Raw genomic sequence first — 17104 nt, 5'->3', positions numbered from 1 at the left:
ATTTAAACAAGTACATATGATACAATTATTTTTACAGATACAGTACGCAAAAGGAGGATTTATGTATAATTTAAAAGGAAAAACCGCTGTAATTACAGGCGGTAATTCAGGAGTAGGTGCCGCAACGGCTATGCTCTTTGCAAAAAGCGGAGCAAATGTTGTAATCAGTGCACGCCGTCAGGCGGCTCTTGATGAGGTTGCATCTAAAATCAAAGCAGAAGGCGGTAATGTGCTTACCGTTTTGACCGACATTTCAAAAGATGAAGATTGCAAAAATCTTATGAAAGCAACCGTAGATAAATTCGGCGGTATTGATATTTTGGTAAACAATGCGGGTGTTCTCGACACCGGTCTTGCCCCTATCGATAAGTTTGATGATGTTGAAATTCAAAAATTGATTTCAATTAATCAGGTCGGTACAATGCAGTGTATTCGTGCGGCTCTTGAATATATGCAAGAGGGTTCGTCTATCGTAAATGTTGCTTCTGTTGCGGGAGTAAACGGTGGTGGCGGCGCTGCTTATGTTTCCACCAAATCCGCAATCATCGGTATTACAAAGCATACCGCTTTACTTCTTGCCGACAAATACATTCGCTGTAATGCAATTTGTCCGGGTACAATAGTTACACCTATGACTATGAATATGAAGCCTGAAAATCTTGATATGAAAATGTTTGGTGCAATGAGCAAACACGCTGACTTAAAGATAAAGCCTTGTATGGCAGAAGATGTAGCAAATATTATAGAATTTTTCGCATCCGATAATTCAAAGGCACTTACAGGTCAGATTTTAGTAAGCGATTTCGGTGCGTCGCTCTAATGCTCTGTCACATACAATTAAATTTATACGGGAGTAGGATTTGTCTTACTCTCGTTTTTTTATTTTGCGTATTGCTTAAAAACAAGTTAAATGCTAAAATATCTAAGGGTGATACTATGCTCTATGACTTTATAATTATTGACAAAACTTCTTGTGCTCCGCTTTATATGCAGATTTACGCATCAATAAGGCGTTCCGTGGAAAACGGAAGTCTTGTAAAGAATACAAAGCTGCCGTCAGTGCGCCAGCTTTCAAGCGGACTTGAGGTATCAAAAACCACTGTATCTGCAGCTTACGAACAACTATGCGTTGAGGGTTACATCAAAAACAAGCCGCAAAGCGGATATTATGTTGAGGCACAGTTTGAAAACGCCCCAAAGAAAAGCGAAAATACGCACAGCTCCGCAATCGCACAGATTAAAAGATATGACTACGATTTCAGTGGCAAAAGCATTGACGATAAAATCATTAATATTGACGAATGGAAAAAGTATGTCAAAGAGGTAATAAACACGGGATATATGCTTATGTCGTACGGCGAACCGCAGGGCGAAACCGTGCTTAGAAATGCACTGCAAAAATACAGCCTCGGAGTGCGGAGCGTAAATACAAGTGCCGAAAACATTGTTGTGGGCGCAGGAACACAGCTTTTGCTCTACCTTTTGTGTTCTCTTGTGGGCACGAACAAAACCGTTGCAACGGCAAAATCAAGCTACATTCAGGCGGAATTTATTTTTAAAACCTTAGGACTTGATATAAAGTATTTTGATACGGACAGCAAGGGAATTACCATATCCTCTCTCGAAAAAATAAAGCCCGATATGGTGCTTATCAATCCGAATTTTATTGCGGAAAACGGTATGAGTATGCCCGTAAGCCGCCGACTTGAGCTTATTAAGTGGGCAAAAGAAAACGATTGCATTATCATTGAGGACGATTATAACGGTGAGCTCAGATACAGTACACACCCTATGCCGTGCGTACAGAATTACGACATTGAAAACACGGTATATCTCGGCTCATTTTCAAAAATTCTTTTGCCGTCGGTCAGAATCAGCTATATGGTACTGCCCGACAAACTGCTGAAAAAATACCGACAAATCAGCCCGTACATAAATCAGACCGCCTCAAAAACTGAGCAGAACGCACTTGCAAAATATCTTGAAAACCGCAGACTTGACGCTCATTTAAGAAAAGCAAGGCGAGTTTATCTTGAAAAAAGCAAACAAATAACAGACTGCGTATATAAGTATTTTGGCAGCGACACACAGATAATATTCAACGAAACCTCGCTTTATATTTCGGTAAAAATAAAAGGAATTTCCGATTATAACGAAATACGGAAAAAACTTGACGAAAACAACATTGCGGTAATGCCCGAAAAAGCAGAAATCAATGCACTGAACCTAAGTTTTTCGGGTATTTCCGTTGACAAAATAGACGCAGGTATAAAGAGAATATGCGATGTAATACAGCAAGAGAAAAAGTAAACTTTTTAAAGTCCGAATTTCTCATTTCACAAACAACCGTACAAAGCGAACAGGTGACCTTACTTTTGTAAAGTCACCTGTTTTAATGGTAGGAAATAATATAATAAAAACAATCAAGCAAAATTAATTTTTAATCTTCTCATCTCTGCCAAGAAGATAATCGACAGATACCTCAAGAATGTCTGCAAGCGCAACAAGCTCAACATCTGTTACAAATCTGATCTGTCCCTCGAGCTTAGAAAGACCCGATGCGTTCATATCTACTCCGCTTACCTGAAGCTGAGCAAGGAGTTCTTTTTGTTTCATTCCCTTTTGCTTACGAACGCTCTCAACTCTGTGTCCAATCAAGTTTCTGTCGCCCAAATCCTGTTTACGAAGTCTCATTTTTCTCTCTCCCAAAAATTTATATTTCTTTTTTAAAATTCTTTAAAAACATTGTAGACTTATTATATTACTTTATCAGAAAAAAAACAAGACTTTTTTGTAAATATTTTTAAAAAATTGAAATTTTTTTGAAATTTCAATTGCAACAGCATAATATTTAGCGAATACTAACAAATAAAGTTAATTTATATTGTCGATAATTCACAGATTATTAGATTTTTAGTTCATATGTGGAAAAATGTGAGTTATGTTAATATTCCTTTTTGGAATGTTGAAAGATGTTAAATACATAAAAATATATATTTAAGAGATATTCTCTACAAAAGTTACAAACGATTACAAAATGTAACCATTTAAAAATTTTAAATTACCTCTTGACTTTTAAGAACATCTGTTCTATAATTTAATAAAACATTTGTTCGAGATGATTTTGTATGAAAATTTGTGACACAGTAAATTCAAAGCTATATAAAAATGACCGTGCTATTCTGCACAGCGACTGCAACAGTTTTTATGCAAGCGTGGAATGTCTTTTAAATCCGAATATAAGAGATTTACCCGTTGCGGTGAGCGGTGACGCCGAGAACAGACACGGAATTATCCTTGCGAAAAACGAAGAGGCAAAAAAGTACAATATAAAAACAGGAGAAGCTATATGGCAGGCAAAGAAAAAATGCCCTCAACTTCTGACTCTTCCCGCAAGACTTGATGTTTACAAGAAGTTTTCCGACAAGGTACGCCGAATTTACTCCGATTACACCGATATGGTCGAACCTTTCGGTCTTGATGAAGCGTGGCTTGACATTTCAGAAGACTATAAAAATGACGCACTCACCATTGCCGAGGAGATTTCACAGCGTGTAAAGGACGAAATCGGTATCACGGTAAGCATAGGCGTCAGCTTTAACAAGATTTTTGCCAAATTCGGCAGTGATTACAAAAAGCCTGACGCAATCACCTGCATTACACGGGATAACTACAAGACGCTTGTATGGAATTCACCTGCCGGCGATTTGCTGTATGTAGGCGGTGCTACACGAAAAAGACTTGAACAGATAGGAATATACACCATAGGCGACATTGCAAATGCTCCGATCGGTCTGTTGAGGACTCACCTCGGCAAATGGGGCGACCTGATTTACGGCTTTGCAAACGGATATGATTCTTCACCCGTTGCTCGAATCGGTGAATATTCAGAGGTAAAATCTATCGGAAATTCAACCACGGCGGTGCGTGATTTAAAAAATCTTGACGACATCAAGGTTATAGCCTATGTCCTTTGCGACAGCGTATGCAGACGAATGCGTGAACAAGGATTTGTGGGCAAAACTGTGTGTGTGAGTATGCGTGACACGGGGCTTTCCACAATTACAAGGCAACATACTTTAAATACCTACACTTCCCTGACAAGCGACATTACAAAAGCCGCTATGGCACTGTTCAAAGAGAATTTTGACAATAAATCACCTCTAAGAAGCATCGGCGTATCAGTTACGGATTTTGCACACAATAACATTCCCAGACAAATGGATATTTTTTCGGACGAAAGAAAAATAATCGCAGAAGAAAAGCTTGATAAAACCTTGGATAAATTAAAGCAACGCTTTGGCAATTATATCATTCGTCCCGCATCACTTTTAACCGACAGAGGGCTGTCTGCCTTTAATCCAAAAGACGAACACACAATTCACCCTGTCGGTTATCTGTGAACTAACGCTTATCGGAGGCTATTATGTTTAAGAAATATGTTAAGGTTACTGCAACATTTGACTGTGACGGCAGCCTCGTACCGAATTATATTTTCTGGGATGACAACAAACGCTATCCCATCGACCGCATAACAGATGTACGCTATGCCACATCTTTAAAAGCAGGCGGTTGCGGTATTCGATATACCTGCAGAATTTTAGGAAAAGAAAGATATATTTTTCTCGAAGAAAATAAATGGTTTGTTGAAGTAAAAGAAAATTGAGGTATTTTATGCATAAAGTCAAAGCAAAGGGAATTTTATCCGCCTCAAACGGAATTAATATATACAGAGGTTGTCTGCACGGATGTGTTTACTGTGATTCACGCAGTGACTGCTATCAGATGAAACATAAATTTGAAGATATTGAAGTAAAAGAAAACGCACCCGAACTTCTGGAAAAGACTTTATCGTCTAAAAGAAAACCTTGTATGATTGGTACGGGTGCTATGAGCGACCCATACATTCCGCTTGAAAAAGATTTAAGAATTATGAGAAAATGCCTTGAAATTATAGAAAAATATTCTTTCGGAGTTACCGTTCATACTAAATCGTCAAGCGTTATGCGTGATATTGATATTCTTGAAAAAATTAACCGAAAGAGCAAATCCGTACTGCAAATGACTCTTACAACCGCCGACGAAAAACTTTGTAAAATTCTTGAACCCAATGTTTCGACAACCGAAGAAAGAGTAAACACTCTGAAAGAATTTCAAAAGGCTAAAATTCCGACTGTTGTATGGCTCTCTCCGTTTTTACCGTTTATAAACGACACCAAAGAAAATATAGACGCTTTGCTTGATTATTGTGTCAAATCGGGCGTTAAGGGCATTATTTGCTTTAACATAGGAGTTACACTGCGAAACGGCGACAGAGAATATTTTTACAGTCAACTCGACAGATTTTTTCCCGGTATGAAAGAACGATATATGAGAACCTACAGAAATTCATATGAAGTTTTAAGTCCGAACAGCGATTACCTTATGAAAAGGATTGAAAATGTCTGTAAAAATGAGGGCATTATGTTTGGAATTGACAGGGTGTTTTCATACCTTCACAAATACGAAAATAAATATGAAAACCAGAATATACAGCTAAGTTTGTTTGATAATTTATAAAAGGATAATTTAGCATCAACAAATTCTAATAAATAAAAAAGATATACAATGAAAATTAAATCAACTGTATATCTTTTGTAACTAAAATATATTAATCTTTTTCCGCAGAAATCTGCTTGTTTTCTTCTTTGTTTTTTCCTCTGCGGAAAATTAATCTGAAAACAAGACGAACAAACGGGCCGCAATAAAACATCTGATAACAAATAGCCATCGGAAAATTAAGCGCCCATGTCTGCACCCATGTACCGAATGACGGTATTTTGAACAAACAGGTTGCAATAAGGCTCATTATCGGACACATAATACAGCAAATACATATTGAAATTGCATATGTAATAAACTGCGGTCTGTCAGTGGGTTTCATTACCGTAAACGCAAGTTTTGCGGCAATTTTGCCGACTATAAAAAATTCAAGAATAAAAGCGATCGGAGCCATAAAAATCAGTTCGTGCGTTGCCGCAAGAAAAGTTATTCCGTCAACCTTGCCCGTATTAAGTGCAACATTGCAAACAATCATTCCGTACACCATAACGGTCGCCATAATGGCAGTGAATACTGCATCTTCAAGTTTGTTTTTTGGCATAATAAAGTCCTCCCATGATAACAATGTTTATGTGTTGTTCGTTATCATCACGGAGGATGTGCGTTTCCAATAAGACCATATTATGTTGTATTTTGCTGAAATCAGCTTGAATATAATAGCATACTAACAAATAAATGTCAAGAATTTTTTTATTAAACGCAGGCAATACTTAGATTTCTAAGTATTAGCCTGCGTTTTGTTTAGTAATTTTTATTAAGTTTTTCAATAGTTGGGGTAAATTATGGTTTATAGAAATATTCATAAAACAATTATAAAAGTTTTTTAACCATAATTATCCCACAACGCTGTTTAATTCATATTTAAAAACGGTTTTAAATACTGACCTGTAAATGAATTTTCATTTTTTGCAACTTCTTCGGGAGTACCCTCTGCGATTATTGTACCACCCATATCTCCACCCTCAGGGCCGAGGTCGATTATATGGTCGGCTGTCTTTATAAGGTCAAGGTTATGCTCGATAACCACAACCGTATTTCCCGTATCAACCAGCTGTTGAAGAACATCAATCAGTCTGTGAACATCGGCAATATGAAGTCCCGTAGTCGGCTCATCAAGAATATACACCGTCTTGCCCGTCGGTCGCTTTGCAAGCTCGGTTGCGAGTTTTACACGCTGTGCCTCACCACCCGAAAGTGTAGTAGCGGGCTGACCTATTTTGATATAGCCAAGCCCCACATCACAAAGCGTTTTCAGTTTGCGGTAAATCCTTGGAATATTTGCAAAGAATTCCATTCCCTCTTCGGCAGTCATCTCTAAAACATCATTAATCGACTTGCCTTTGTACTTCACCTCAAGGGTTTCACGATTATATCTCTTGCCCTTACACACCTCACAAGGAACATAAACATCGGACAGAAAATGCATTTCGATTTTTATAATACCGTCGCCCTGACACGCCTCGCATCTTCCTCCTTTTACATTAAAAGAAAATCTGCTTTGTGAAAAGCCTTTCATTTTAGCGTCTTGAGTTGTGGCAAAAAGTGCTCTTATGTCGGTAAATACACCCGTATAAGTTGCAGGGTTTGAGCGTGGAGTTCTTCCGATCGGGCTTTGGTTGATGTCGATTACCTTATCAAGATTTTCAATGCCTTTTATGCCCTTGTTTTTACCCGGAATAATCTTGGCTTTGTTTAAATCACGGGCAAGAGTTTTGTATAAAATCTCATTAATCAGTGAACTTTTTCCCGAACCCGAAACGCCCGTTACGCAAACAAGTTTGCCGAGCGGAATCTTTACATTTACATTTTTAAGATTGTTTTCGGCGGCACTGAGAATTTCAATAAATTTTCCATTGCCCTCCCTGCGTTTTTCGGGAACAGGAATAACTCTTTTATGGCTTAGATACTGACCTGTAATTGATTTTTCGCAAGCCTTGATCTCATCAACATCGCCTACGCACACAATTTCTCCGCCGTGCACACCTGCACCGGGTCCGACATCGACAATACAGTCGGCAGCGTACATAGTATCCTCATCGTGCTCAACAACAATAACCGTATTGCCCAAGTCACGAAGTCTTTTAAGCGTGCTCAAAAGTTTTTCGTTGTCACGCTGGTGCAAACCGATACTCGGCTCGTCAAGAATATAAAGCACACCCATAAGACTGCTGCCGATTTGAGTTGCAAGTCTTATACGCTGACTTTCACCGCCGCTAAGCGTTCCTGCAGAACGGGAAAGCGTAAGATAGCCAAGACCGACACGCTGTAAAAAGTTAAGTCGTTCACGGATTTCCTTTATAATCTCGGCAGAAATAATCTTTTCTTTTTCGGTAAACTCAATTGTATCAAGAAATTCAAGTGCGGACACAACGGATTTTTTACAGAAATCGGCAATGTTTATTCCGCCGACAGTCACCGCAAGGCTCTCTTTTGACAGTCTGTCGCCGTTACATTCGTCACAATGAATTTCAGACATATATGTTTGGATTTCTTCCTTAATCCAATTGCTTGATGTATCTTTATATCTTCTTTCGAGATTATTTATAATACCCTCAAATTTTTGCTCATAACTGCCACTGCCGTAAACCGATTTACGGTGAATAGTCAAGGTTTCGTCACCTGTACCGTAAAGCAAAATTTTGATAATTTCAGGTGATAGTTCCGACAACGGTGCGTCAAGTGAAAAATTATATTTTTCGGCAAGTGCCTCAAAGTACATAGCCGCAATGGAACTGCCCTCCATTGCCCAGCCACTTCCCTTTATGCCGCCTTGACGAACACTTTTGCTCATATCGGGAATTATTTTGTTTTCGTCAATTTTGAGGAAAACACCAAGTCCCGTACATTTTGGACAAGCACCGAAAGGATTGTTAAAAGAGAACATTCTCGGCGTTAAATCTTCAATGCTCACGCCATGGTCGGGGCAAGAATACTTTTGAGAAAACATTACATCTTCTCCGCCGACAATATTCACAAGAATGACACCGTTTGAAAGTTTAGAGGCGGTTTCTATACTGTCCGAAAGTCTTGAAGTAATTTCAGGCTTTACTACAAGTCGGTCAACAATTACTTCTATATTATGTTTTTTATTTTTCTCAAGCGGAATTTTCTCTGACAAATCATACACAATTCCGTCTGCTCTTACTCTCGCAAAACCCGATTTTCTTGCACTTTCGAGTACCTTTACATGCTCGCCTTTTCTGCCACGCACAACAGGAGCCAAAACCTGAATTTTTGTGCCCTCGTCGTAAGACATAATTTTATCTACTATCTGGTCAACCGTCTGCTGTCGGATTTCTCTGCCGCAAACAGGGCAGTGCGGAATACCGACTCTTGCATAAAGCAAACGCAGGTAATCGTAAATTTCGGTTACGGTGCCGACGGTTGAACGAGGATTTTTCGATGTGGTCTTTTGGTCAATGGAAATAGCAGGTGACAATCCCTCAATGCTCTCTACATTCGGTTTGTCCATTTGTCCCAAAAACATTCTTGCATAAGAAGAAAGGCTTTCTACATATCGTCTTTGTCCCTCGGCGTAGATGGTATCAAAAGCAAGCGAGCTTTTGCCCGAACCCGAAAGACCTGTTATTACAACAAGTTTATTTCTCGGAATTTCAACATTGACATTTTTCAGATTATGCTCTTTAGCTCCTCTTACTATAATTTTGTCGTGTTCCATCTCTTTCCCCTTTTTCCTTTATTTAGCAATTATAGCCTCTCATAAAGAGAGGCTATAAAAATTATTATTCGTTATCTTTGTTTTCAGCAGTATTTGCATTATCCTCTTCGGATTCGGCATCTTCTGCCTCAACAGGCTCAACATAAGTGCCGTTCATAACAGCCTCAAAGTCTTCGCCGCCCATTTTTTCATGCTTAATAAGGTAAGCTGCAACCTCATGAAGTTTATCAATATTATCCTTCAAAATGGTTTCTGCTCTGTCGTAAGCATTGTTGACAATCTCAAGAATAAGCTCGTCAATCTTAGCGGCAGTTCTCTCTGAATAATCTTGAGTATGACCCATATCTCTGCCAAGGAATACGGCACTGTTGTCTTTGCCGTAACAAATACAGCCGAGTTCCTTAGTCATACCGTACTTTGTAACCATATCACGGGCAGTCTTTGTAGCCTTTTCAATATCGTTAGACGCACCGGTTGAAATATCATCAAGAATGATTGCCTCCGCAACTCTACCGCCAAGACATACTACGATGTCTTCAAGCATTTCTGTGCGTGAGTTGTAAGACTTATCTTCAGACGGCAACGGCATTGTATAACCGCCAGCCATACCTCTCGGAATAATAGAAATCTCGTGAACAGGGTCTTGTGTAGCAAGCTCGTGGAAACAGATTGCGTGACCTGCCTCGTGATAAGCGGTAAGTTTCTTTTCCTTGTCGCTCATAACTCTTGTCTTTTTCTCTGCACCGACTACAACCTTGATTGTAGCCTCTTCGATTTCTTCCATAGTAATGGCTTTTTTATTCTTTCTTGCAGCAAGCAAAGCAGCCTCGTTAAGGAGGTTCTCAAGGTCTGCACCTGTGAATCCTGCTGTTGTCTTTGCAATAGTCTTGAGCTTAACATCGGGAGCAAGCGGCTTTTTGCGAGCATGTACCTTAAGGATAGCTTCTCTGCCGTTGATGTCAGGATAGCTTACGATTACCTGTCTGTCAAATCTGCCCGGACGCATAAGTGCAGGGTCGAGAACATCAGGTCTGTTAGTTGCGGCAATAAGGATAACGCCCTCGTTTGCTCCGAAGCCGTCCATCTCTACAAGCAACTGGTTAAGTGTCTGCTCACGCTCATCGTGACCGCCGCCAAGACCTGCGCCTCTCTGGCGACCTACGGCGTCAATCTCATCAATGAAGATGATACACGGTGAGTTCTTCTTAGCCTGTTCAAAGAGGTCACGAACCCTTGACGCACCGACGCCGACAAACATTTCTACAAAGTCGGAACCTGAAATTGAGAAGAACGGAACGCCTGCCTCGCCTGCAACAGCTCTTGCAAGCAATGTTTTACCTGTACCCGGAGGGCCTACAAGGAGTACACCCTTAGGGATTCTTGCGCCGAGTTTATTATACTTATCCGGAGCTTTAAGGAATTCAACGATTTCTTCAAGCTCTTCCTTTTCTTCGTCTGCGCCTGCAACATCTTCAAATGTGGTTTTGCGCTTTTCGTCATTTGTATTTTTGATTTTAGCCTTGCCGAAGTTCATTTCTTTTCCGCCAAGACCGCCGCCCATTTTCTTCATAATGAATATCCATACAACTACAAAGAGGATTCCCGTTACAAGTATAGGCAAAAATTCATATAAAAGTGTGTTGTCACTGCCTTTGATATAATCATAAGAAACAGCTTCGTCCGCCGATGCGGTGTAAACTGAAACATCGTCAATAAATCTTTCAATATCGGCAAGAGTACCTCTTACAACAACATTTTTTGCTGAGCTCTTGGCATTTTTTCCGTCAGGATCTGTAGCTGTGATATTATCATCCGTTGTATCCTGAATAATGCTGTCAGATGTAGCGATGTCCTTTGCGGGTTTAAGTTTTACACCCTCTTTAAGTGTAATTTCAATCGCACCTGTTCCGTAGTTGACGGTATAACTCTGAACCTTGTCCTCTTTAAAAAGATTTACCAGTTGAGAGGTTGAGTAACTTTCAGATGAATTTTTGGTCATCAAAAATGCCACACCGAGCACAACCATAACCGCAACAGTGATATAAATAATTATGTTACGCAGTTTTTTGTCCAATAGGAATCACTCCTTTTTATATTATGAATTTAAAAGCGTAATTTTATGTATCCTGTGAATAAACAGACTCCTTAAGAACGCCTACATAAGGGAGATTTCTGTAACGCTCCGCATAGTCAAGTCCGTAGCCTACAATAAATGCGTCGGGAATTACAGAACCGACATAAGCAACATCAATATCGGTAACTCTTCTGTCAGGCTTGTTGAACAATGTGCAAATCTTTACAGACGCAGCATTTTTTGCATAAAGATACTGTGAAATAAAAGCAAGTGTTCTGCCCGAGTCCACAATATCCTCAACAATGAGAATATGCTTGCCGTCAACAGAAGTTGAAATATCTTTCTGAATATTAACTCTGCCCGAGCTTACAGTTGAGTTGCCGTAGCTTGAAACAGCAAGAAAATCTATGCTGAAATCAAGGTTTACTTCCCTCATTAAATCAACCATAAACGATACGCAGCCCTTAAGCAAGCCTACCATTATAAAGTCCTTGCCATTATAATCCTTTTCAATCTCTTTTGCAAGCCTTTTCACAATATTTTTAATATCCTGCTCGCTGTAAAGTATTTTTTCGATGTCCTTATGCACAAAAAATCCTCCCTTGTTCACATATTATAATAAATTTTCTTTTTTCTGCACTATAAGATGTCTGAACCGAATTTATCCCCTCACACCACAATATTTCATTATTCACTGCCACAAGCGGAAGTTTATCCCTCAATTCAGACGGAATTTTAAATTCATTCATAGCCTTTCTTAAAGGCTTGGTAATATTTCTGTCCTTGAAAAAAATCTTATCGCCCTGTCTGCGTGTGCGTATCACGGCATTTTTCGTTTCTTTTTCGGACATATAAATCGGATTATCGGTTAAATCGTCAAAATCTGTAATTTCTTTTACAAAATATTTTATATTATCAAATGTAAATTCTTTATTAACAACATCGGCAAATAATATTTCTTCACCGAAATTATTAACAGCTTCGGTATTTTCTATCCGCAGTATTCCCTGTTTTACCACAGCTCGAAAATTACCGCACAAATCAACACAACCGCTTTCAAAAAGAGCATTATCAATAAGTTCGATATGAATATGCTCGGGAATATCGGCTCCGTTTTCAACACAAATTTTTTTGATTACATTCTGCCGTATGATTTTATCCTGCTCACAAATCTTTTTTGCCGAATATCCGAAAGCAAGTCTGCTGTCGGCAACCGCTTTATCTGTCTGTTTGTCAAGATAAACTGACAGAAGTTTTGCGTCGTCGCACAGTCGCTTTAAAGAAGCTTCAAAACTCGGATTTATCTTTTTCAGCTCGGTGATTACATTATGACGGATTTTGTTTCTTGTGTAATCATCGGTAAGGTTTGTGCTGTCGGTCACATAATCAAGTGAATTTTCACGGCAGTAATTTTCAATGTACGCTCTGTCGCACAAAATCAGCGGTCTGATTATATAATCCCGCCTTTCGGGAATTGCACAAAGTCCGTTAAGCGATGTGCCCCTTACAAGGTTAATCATCAGCGTTTCCGCATTATCGGAAAGCGTGTGTGCAGTTGCAATTTTACAGTTAAGCTTTTTGGAAAGCTCGTCAAATTCTTTATATCTGACATTCCTTCCACAAAGCTCTGTACTGATTTTTCCTTTCTCCGCTATTGACGGAACATTTATTTTTTTTACAAAAAGTTTGACGGAAAGTTTTTTACAAAATTCTCTGCAAAATTCTTCATCTCGCTCTGCCTCTTCGCCCCGTATCATATGATTAATATGGATTGCGTATAATGTAAGATTATATTTTTCTTTTACAGAACAAAGCATATGAAGAAGTGAAACCGAATCTGCTCCGCCCGAAAGCGCAACGGCAACGGAATCATTTTTTTCAATCAGCTTATATTTATTTACAGCCGTCAAAAAAGGATTACTCACTTCTGTCCTCCGTACCTGTAAATCTCATAAACTCACCCTGCCAATGCATTTTTACCGTACGAGCCTCGCCGTGACGGTTTTTGGCTACAATACACTCACCCGAATTTTGATCTGCGCCCTGCGAAGAATCGTCCTCGTTTTTATCGTAATATCCCTCACGGTAAAGAAAAAGTACGATGTCGGCATCCTGCTCAATAGAACCCGAATCACGCAAGTCGGAAAGCTGCGGTCTGTGGTCGGTACGCTGTTCGCTTGCACGGGAAAGCTGTGACAGTGTGATAACGGGAACATTCATTTCTTTTGCAAGAATTTTAAGATTTCTTGTTATTTCAGAAATTTCCTGAACTCGGTTATCTATTCTTCTGCCGCTGCCCATAAGCTGTAAGTAGTCAATAATTACAAGGTCAAGTTTTCTCATTCGTCTTAACTTTGATTTCATTTCGGTAATGGTAATACCCGGTGAATCGTCAAGATAAAGCTCCGACTTGCCGAGAATATCGCTTGCCGGAATAAGTCTGTCCCATTCCTCATCGTTTAGCTTACCTATTCTCAGCTTTGTACCTTCAATAAGAGCCTCTGCCGACAATAAACGGCTGGCAAGCTGTTCTTTTGACATTTCCAAAGAGAAAAAAGCAACCGTTTTTTTAGCCGTGCAGGCAACATATCGTGCAATATTCAGCGCAAAACTCGTTTTACCCATACCCGGACGGGCGGCGAGCAAAATAAGGTCGCTTCGGTTAAGACCCGTAATTACTCGGTCAAGGTCGCCGATACCCGTAGAAACAGGTTTCATACTGTCGTCTGTTGTGCTGTTGAGAGCGTCAAGTCTGTCAAAAGTCTGCATAATAACAGAGTTAATTCTCTCAAGTCCCTTTTTCTCGTTACCCTGTCTTATGTCAAAGATTTTCTGCTCGGCAGAGTCGATAATAACAGATGTATCTTCCGTGCCTGCCGTAGCGTCATCAATGATTTCTCTTGCAGCGGTAATAAGCCTGCGGATATTGTATTTATCTCTTATAACCTCCGCATAAGCCTCGGCATTGGATATTGACGGACAGTTGTTTACAAGGTCATAAAGATATGTCTTGCCTGTTGTTTCGTCAAACGAACCTGTCTGCTTAAGTTTTTCAAGCAATGTGACAAAGTCGATTTTGCCGCCGAAGTTGACCATCTCGGTCATCGTCTTGAAAATCAGCTTATGCAGTGAAACATAAAAATAATCGGGGGACTTGATGTATTCAATTACTTTATCAAAAACATCGCTTTCAAGAATAATCGCACCAAGCAGTGCCTGTTCAGCTTCGGGACTGTACGGCATATGAAGTCCGTCGTAGCTACTTGAAATTTGATTATCCGCCATTTGTCACCCCTCCTTTGCAATAGTAAATAAAATCAAGCCTCTGATACCTTAACGGTAATGTTTGCAACAATACCCGAATAAAGTTTTACATCGGCTTTGTAAGAACCGAATTCTTTAATATCACTTTCAAGAACAACCTTACGCTTGTCTATGTTGATATTATACTGTTTTTTGATTTCCTCGGCAACCTGCTTTGCGGTAATGCTGCCGAAAAGTTTGCCGCCCTGACCTGCTTTTGCTTTCATCTCAAAGGTTTTGCCCTCAAGCTGTGCTTTATAACCCTCTGCCTGCTTTTTCTCGGTAGCAATCTTAAAGTTCTTTGAGTTTTCAGCGTTTCTATATTCATTCATAGCCTGTGCATTTGCCTCTCTTGCAAGGTTCTTAGGAAGAAGAAAATTTCTTGCATATCCGTCAGAAGCATTTACAAGGTCGCCTTTTTTGCCAAGTGCCTTAACATCCTGCAAAAGTATTACTTTCATAATTATCGTTCCTTTCTGCTATTTACAACTTGCATCCTCAAGATTTGTATCTATAACTTCGATAAGCATCTTGAGAGCCTGTTCTTTATTTATATCACTAAGCTGTGTAGCCGACATTGTCTGATGTCCGCCACCGCCGAGCTTTTCCATAATAATCTGCACATTTACAGCGCCAAAGCTGCGTGCAGAAATACAAATTTTACCACCGCTTTCATAAATTACAAAAGAGGCTTTTACATTTTCAAGCGTGAGTAATTCGTCTGCTGCCTGCGCAGAGGCAAGTCTTACATCACCGTCAGCGCCCTTTGCGATTGAAATTGCGCAGTTTCTGTATATTTTTGCATCGCATACTATGCTTACTTTTTCACGGTAAGTTTCAATTGAATCGGAGAACATCTGCTTTACATTGATTGTAGTAGCGCCTCTTCTCCTCAAATATGCGGCTGCCTCAAAGGTTCTTACACCTGTTTTTAAAACAAAATTCTTGGTATCAAGCATAATGCCCGCAAGCAAAGCGTCCGCCTGTGCATATCCGATTGCTTTATCATCAATGCAGCTGATAATCTCGCTGCACATTTCACACGCAGACGAAGCAAACGGCTCGTGGCAGAAAACAAGTGCGTTATCTATATAATTAACCGCTCTGCGATGATGGTCAATAACAATGACCTTTTTACATTCATCGTAAAGCTGTGGGCTTTCAAGAGAATTTCTCAAATGAGTATCAACAATGATAAGCAAAGTCTTTGGTGTAACCTGTTTCATTGCCTCATCGGGGGTAATAAATATATCTTTTCCTATGTTTTTCTCTGCATAATCAATCAGCTTTTCAGCCATAGTTTTTGTTTTATCAACAACTATTTTTGAATACAGATTAAAAGATTTTTCCATAACCGACTGCATACCGATAGCCGCACCGATACAGTCAAGGTCAGAAAATCTGTGCCCCATAACAAAAACTTTATCGCAATCGTTTATCGTACGCTTGATTGCATTTGCAATAACACGCATGCGCACCTTGCTGACCTTTTCGGAAGTAGCGGAAGTACCTCCGAAAAATTCGTAAATATTGTTGCTTATAATAGCAACCTGATCTCCGCCTCTGCCAAGCGCCATATCAAGCGCCTTTCTCGCATTGGTTTCGCTGTCTTTGAGAGAGTTTATGCCTCTGCACAAACCGATAGATACCGTAGCGGTATGCTGACCCGCTTTTATGCCGTGAATTTCCTGTAATATTGGGAACTTTTGTTCAACAAGTTTATCAACATCGGTTTCTTTAAAGATAATCATATAACGGTTATTGCCGATTATCTTAAACAAAGCGTTATACTCGTTCGCCCATCTCTGCAAGAACGACTGAACATTCAGAGAAACCTCGGAATAAATTTCATCGGATTCGTTTGAAAAGTCATCGCTGTTATCAAAAGTAATAATCGCTACACAAGGACGGGTTGCATTGTACTCACGCATAATTTGCTTGTAATATGTATTCTCCACAAAATAACAAACATATCCCTCGTTTGTAGAGATGACTAAGCCTACAAATTCATTGCCGTTGCAGGCGGTTTCAAATGTTTCGTGGTCGGCGACATCTGTTATTTTCTTGCCGCCTATGTAAGGCGAAATCATATCGCCTTCGGGATTTTTACCGTTGCAGAACTGCTTTCTGAACCTTGTATTGCTCCAAATTATCTCGCCCTCTGCACCAAGCACCGTGACGGGAATTTTGTATTTATCAAGAAATTCGGGATTAAATCCATTGATTTTCTCGGCTGTACTGCGAACGGTGGCAGCTATATAGTTACGAAAGCGAAGGGTCGAAACGACAACTATACCTGCGGTTACAACCGACACGGCAATCTCAATGTAGCAAAGCATCGGGTCATAGCTGTACGATGCAAAAGACATAGCAAGCATTGCAACCGAAAATATAACAAATGTCGGCATAGTCGTAAAACTTTTCTTCTTCAATTCAAACCCTTCCTT

At 39.7% G+C, this 17104-nt stretch carries 14 protein-coding genes; 5 read left to right on the top strand and 9 right to left on the bottom strand.

Annotated elements, in window-relative coordinates; translation table 11 throughout:
• Nucleotides 1-61: 61 nt before the first annotated feature.
• Together KGF34_RS01975 and KGF34_RS01970 are read left to right on the top strand one after the other, a co-directional pair.
• Nucleotides 62-820 (top strand): SDR family oxidoreductase, encoded by a 759-nt coding sequence (locus KGF34_RS01975; RefSeq protein WP_186934874.1) that lies wholly within the window; start codon nt 62-64, stop codon nt 818-820.
• A gap of 71 nt (nt 821-891) precedes the next feature.
• Nucleotides 892-2310, top strand: coding sequence for a PLP-dependent aminotransferase family protein (locus KGF34_RS01970; RefSeq protein WP_252559654.1), 1419 nt, complete (start codon nt 892-894; stop codon nt 2308-2310).
• A gap of 123 nt (nt 2311-2433) precedes the next feature.
• On the opposite strand, the gene KGF34_RS01965 is transcribed toward KGF34_RS01970, so the two are convergent.
• Nucleotides 2434-2694: a helix-turn-helix domain-containing protein gene (locus tag KGF34_RS01965; RefSeq protein ID WP_022235179.1), complete on the bottom strand. Its 261-nt coding sequence runs from the start codon at nt 2692-2694 to the stop codon at nt 2434-2436.
• 434 nt (nt 2695-3128) lie between these two features.
• Between KGF34_RS01965 and dinB the strand changes: the two genes are divergently transcribed.
• The 3 genes from dinB to KGF34_RS01950 are packed head-to-tail and all read left to right on the top strand — an operon-like array spanning nt 3129 to nt 5559.
• Nucleotides 3129-4403 (top strand): DNA polymerase IV, encoded by a 1275-nt coding sequence (gene dinB / locus KGF34_RS01960; protein ID WP_252559653.1) that lies wholly within the window; start codon nt 3129-3131, stop codon nt 4401-4403.
• Between the two features lie 23 nt (nt 4404-4426).
• Nucleotides 4427-4666, top strand: a complete 240-nt coding sequence (locus tag KGF34_RS01955; protein ID WP_022235181.1) for a hypothetical protein — start codon at nt 4427-4429, stop codon at nt 4664-4666.
• An 8-nt stretch (nt 4667-4674) separates the two neighbouring features.
• Nucleotides 4675-5559, top strand: coding sequence for a radical SAM protein (locus KGF34_RS01950; RefSeq protein WP_252559652.1), 885 nt, complete (start codon nt 4675-4677; stop codon nt 5557-5559).
• 91 nt (nt 5560-5650) lie between these two features.
• Here KGF34_RS01950 and KGF34_RS01945 read toward each other — a convergent pair whose 3' ends face one another.
• The 8 genes from KGF34_RS01945 to KGF34_RS01910 all read right to left on the bottom strand — a co-directional run bounded on the left by KGF34_RS01945 (nt 5651) and on the right by KGF34_RS01910 (nt 17089).
• A complete protein-coding gene (locus KGF34_RS01945) occupies nt 5651-6142 on the bottom strand; it encodes a DUF2798 domain-containing protein (RefSeq protein ID WP_252559651.1) in 492 nt (163 codons plus the stop codon).
• Between the two features lie 309 nt (nt 6143-6451).
• Nucleotides 6452-9280: an excinuclease ABC subunit UvrA gene (gene uvrA, locus KGF34_RS01940; RefSeq protein ID WP_252559650.1), complete on the bottom strand. Its 2829-nt coding sequence runs from the start codon at nt 9278-9280 to the stop codon at nt 6452-6454.
• 64 nt (nt 9281-9344) lie between these two features.
• Nucleotides 9345-11354 carry an ATP-dependent zinc metalloprotease FtsH gene (ftsH, locus tag KGF34_RS01935; protein WP_271229647.1) on the bottom strand — a complete coding sequence of 670 codons (2010 nt, stop codon included), beginning with the start codon at nt 11352-11354 and terminating at the stop codon, nt 9345-9347.
• Nucleotides 11355-11397: 43 nt separating this feature from the next.
• Nucleotides 11398-11943 carry a hypoxanthine phosphoribosyltransferase gene (gene hpt, locus KGF34_RS01930; protein ID WP_249376751.1) on the bottom strand — a complete coding sequence of 182 codons (546 nt, stop codon included), beginning with the start codon at nt 11941-11943 and terminating at the stop codon, nt 11398-11400.
• Nucleotides 11936-13279: a tRNA lysidine(34) synthetase TilS gene (gene tilS, locus KGF34_RS01925; RefSeq protein ID WP_252559649.1), complete on the bottom strand. Its 1344-nt coding sequence runs from the start codon at nt 13277-13279 to the stop codon at nt 11936-11938. Before tilS ends, hpt begins: the two co-directional genes overlap by 8 nt.
• A complete protein-coding gene (gene dnaB / locus KGF34_RS01920) occupies nt 13272-14639 on the bottom strand; it encodes a replicative DNA helicase (protein ID WP_252559648.1) in 1368 nt (455 codons plus the stop codon). Before dnaB ends, tilS begins: the two co-directional genes overlap by 8 nt.
• A 32-nt stretch (nt 14640-14671) precedes the next feature.
• On the bottom strand, nt 14672-15118 hold the full coding sequence (gene rplI / locus KGF34_RS01915; protein WP_022235189.1) for a 50S ribosomal protein L9: 447 nt from the start codon (nt 15116-15118) through the stop codon (nt 14672-14674).
• 18 nt (nt 15119-15136) lie between these two features.
• Entirely contained in the window at nt 15137-17089 is a 1953-nt protein-coding gene (locus KGF34_RS01910; RefSeq protein WP_252559647.1) for a DHH family phosphoesterase, read from the bottom strand.
• Nucleotides 17090-17104: the final 15 nt, after the last annotated feature.

Origin of the sequence: Ruminococcus sp. FMBCY1, assembly GCF_023921805.1 — a bacterium.
Lineage (GTDB): Bacteria > Bacillota > Clostridia > Oscillospirales > Acutalibacteraceae > Ruminococcoides > Ruminococcoides intestinale_A.
The sequence above is the reverse complement of the archived record's forward strand: the minus strand, read 5'-3'. Positions and strand labels throughout refer to the sequence as shown.